At 64.7% G+C, this 2,381-nt stretch carries 4 protein-coding genes; 2 read left to right on the top strand and 2 right to left on the bottom strand.

Going from position 1 to position 2,381, the window contains the following annotated elements; genetic code table 11:
* Window positions 1-335: 335 nt before the first annotated feature.
* Window positions 336-974, bottom strand: coding sequence for a WbqC family protein (locus ACFQ7F_RS45750; RefSeq protein WP_383285705.1), 639 nt, complete (start codon window positions 972-974; stop codon window positions 336-338).
* Between the two features lie 384 nt (window positions 975-1,358).
* Here ACFQ7F_RS45750 and ACFQ7F_RS45745 point away from each other — a divergent pair, with 384 nt between their 5' ends.
* Together ACFQ7F_RS45745 and ACFQ7F_RS45740 are read left to right on the top strand one after the other, a co-directional pair.
* Window positions 1,359-1,820, top strand: coding sequence for a hypothetical protein (locus ACFQ7F_RS45745; RefSeq protein ID WP_383285702.1), 462 nt, complete (start codon window positions 1,359-1,361; stop codon window positions 1,818-1,820).
* Between the two features lie 151 nt (window positions 1,821-1,971).
* Window positions 1,972-2,136, top strand: coding sequence for a hypothetical protein (locus tag ACFQ7F_RS45740; RefSeq protein WP_383285710.1), 165 nt, complete (start codon window positions 1,972-1,974; stop codon window positions 2,134-2,136).
* A gap of 93 nt (window positions 2,137-2,229) precedes the next feature.
* On the opposite strand, the gene ACFQ7F_RS45735 is transcribed toward ACFQ7F_RS45740, so the two are convergent.
* The coding region (locus ACFQ7F_RS45735) for a transposase (RefSeq protein WP_383285707.1) at window positions 2,230-2,381 on the bottom strand (152 nt) is incomplete at its 5' end.

Genomic DNA, 2,381 nt, shown 5'->3' with positions numbered 1-2,381 from the left:
TCGCCTATGTTGCGCGCAGCATCAGATGAAGCCGACAGCTTCCCGGACCGACCGTGATTCCGAGCCGGGTATCTGGGGCAGAAGAGGGATAGCTCTGGACCTTAGGCGGCGCCTTGCATGACGCGCACTTCGTTGGCAGTCGCCCCAAGTCGGTCCAAGGTCTCGGTACGGTCCAGCTTCACCTGGCTTCGCGGTAGTCCTTGTGCGGGACGACGACAAGCCGACCACCGGCCTCGGCGACCAGCGAGTCCGACCCCGTCCAGTTACGGCAACAGTCGCCAGGGCCTCATCTCCCAATTTCGGCAGTGAGTTGCGTCTTCTGACCTGCACGTCGGTTACAAGCTGCGGTGATGGTTTGCGAGGCCTCGCAGTTCTTTGGCCACAGGGTTAGGCCCGTACGCCATCAGAGTGCGAAGTGCACTGACCTCCTGCGCTCCCTCCCAGACGCCGTTCGAGGGCGCGAGGAAGGGGATCACGGCAACGCCACGGCTGGTGAACGGCTCGCTGTAGAGGTACTTCATCCCGCCGGGGCCGCAGAGGTACCCCCGTGCCTTCGTGGTCAGGGCAAGGTCAGCGAGCCGCAGTGACCGGTCCTGCCTCACCGCGAACTCACTGCTATAAAGAATCCAACCCTTCCAGCCGAGAAGTTCGAGGAGGAGCCGGGTGGATGCCTCCGCGATCACTGCCGTCCTGCCCGTGGCGGCAAACCCGTCACCCACTGCGTCGAGTCCGGATCGCAGAGCAGCCCAGAACGGGCTGCCCCGATAGTGCTGCGACACGGCGACGGGACCGGACAGGATCGGCCAGGCGGGCCTCTCGGATGATGGTCGATCGTCCTCGGGGTAGGTGCGTGGGCAGAGTGAGCCACTGTCGCCTCTGAGGGTCTTCAAGGGCAGCGAGGCGAGCGCGGTGCTGGTACTCGTCTTTAGCGACCACAAAAGCGATCGCGACGCCTCTGAGCTGAGCAGATACATCGCGGACAGCTTCGCGACGCACGATAGCGGCGCTCGCGTTTTCGCTCAGTCAGTCCCTGCCAGGCTTCTGCACCCGCTGGCGCGAGCCCACGACGATCCGGCTTACCGCTCGCGCGGGTGACGCGCACGCCATACACGGCGCGTCCCACAGTCCAGGACCGCTACGAAGATCACGACCAGTTCGCGATCTTCGAGGAGTCTCGTGCCCGCCATTGCCCGCACAGCCATAGAGGTGCAGCTCGCGCGATAACCGGTGGCGGGGTGCCTCCCGGCTGGGGATCGTCAGTCAGGCGAGGCCAGAAGTACCAAGCGGAGTACCGGGGGTTGGTCCAGTACTACCTGCTCGCCCAGGATGTTCACCACCTGGGCCGCCTGCGCTAGGTCATGGAGGCTTCCATGCTCAAGACCTTCGCGAGTAAGCACTCCTGCTCCGTTCGGAAAGTGGCTCGCAGGCTCTATGCGGCCACCGAGACTCCGGATGGTCCCCGGTGGTGTTTGCAGGCCACGGTTCCCCGTGACGGCGGAAGGAAGCCACTGGTCGCCACCTTCGGGGGCATCCCGCTCAAGCGGCAGCGCGCGGCGGAGGTCCTTGACCGGGCACCAGCCACCAAGCGGAGCCGAGGCAATGAGCTGTTGCACCGGCTCCTGGCGGGTGAGTGCGGGAAGCGGACCGGACTTCACGTCCACCACATCCGCAAGCTCGCCGATCTCAAGCGTCCCGGTCGGCCCGACCCTCCGCTCTTGAAGGTGCTCATGGCGAAGCGGCGACGCAAGACCCTGGTGGTCTGCGAAGCCTGTCATCGCGCCATTCATGCAGGTCGGGCCACATCCTCAACCCGGAGATGACCACTGGAGAGCCGGATGCCTGGAAAGCGGGCCCGTCCAGTTCGGGAAGGGGCCGTCGGAAAAGGACCCGAGCCACGGGCACCTCGTCGGCGGCCTACTTCACATCAGTGCCGTGGCAGGGCCGGGTGAACAGCACCGAAGGATGCCCGACGTGAGCGATATCAGCGACATCGACGTCTACCTCGGCCTGGACGTCGGCAAGGGCGAACACCACACCCAAGCACCCCTCTACCTCGCCCGCCGCCGAGCAGACGTCCTCTTCGCCATGCTCCACGACGGAACCTTCTACCAACCACCAACCCCACTCACCCCTTGACCAAAGTCATAGGGGCCCGCATCCATGCGTACATGATCTCAGGGCGGCTCGGAAGCCGGTGTACCTATCCGGTCAGAGCACTAGGGCGTGTCTTCAAAGTGGGCGGAGCCAGAGGAGTGTTGATGCCAGGGTGACGGCGGCTTTGAAGGGCGTCGCGGTTTTTTCGTAACGGGTGGCGATGCCGCGCCATTGCTTGAGGCGGTTGAAGCAGCGTTCGACGATGTTGCGGCGTCGGTAGACCTGCT

Origin of the sequence: Streptomyces sp. NPDC056486, from assembly GCF_042795295.1 — a bacterium.
Taxonomy (GTDB): Bacteria; Actinomycetota; Actinomycetes; order Streptomycetales; family Streptomycetaceae; genus Streptomyces.
The sequence above is the reverse complement of the archived record's forward strand: the minus strand, read 5'-3'. Positions and strand labels throughout refer to the sequence as shown.

Bases quoted from the DNA above. Each gene is read 5' to 3' on its own strand.
- ACFQ7F_RS45745 (WP_383285702.1), top strand. From the start codon at position 1,359: ATGGAGGCTTCCATGCTCAAGACCTTCGCGAGTAAGCACTCCTGCTCC.
- ACFQ7F_RS45750 (WP_383285705.1), bottom strand. From the start codon at position 974: ATGTATCTGCTCAGCTCAGAGGCGTCGCGATCGCTTTTGTGGTCGCTA.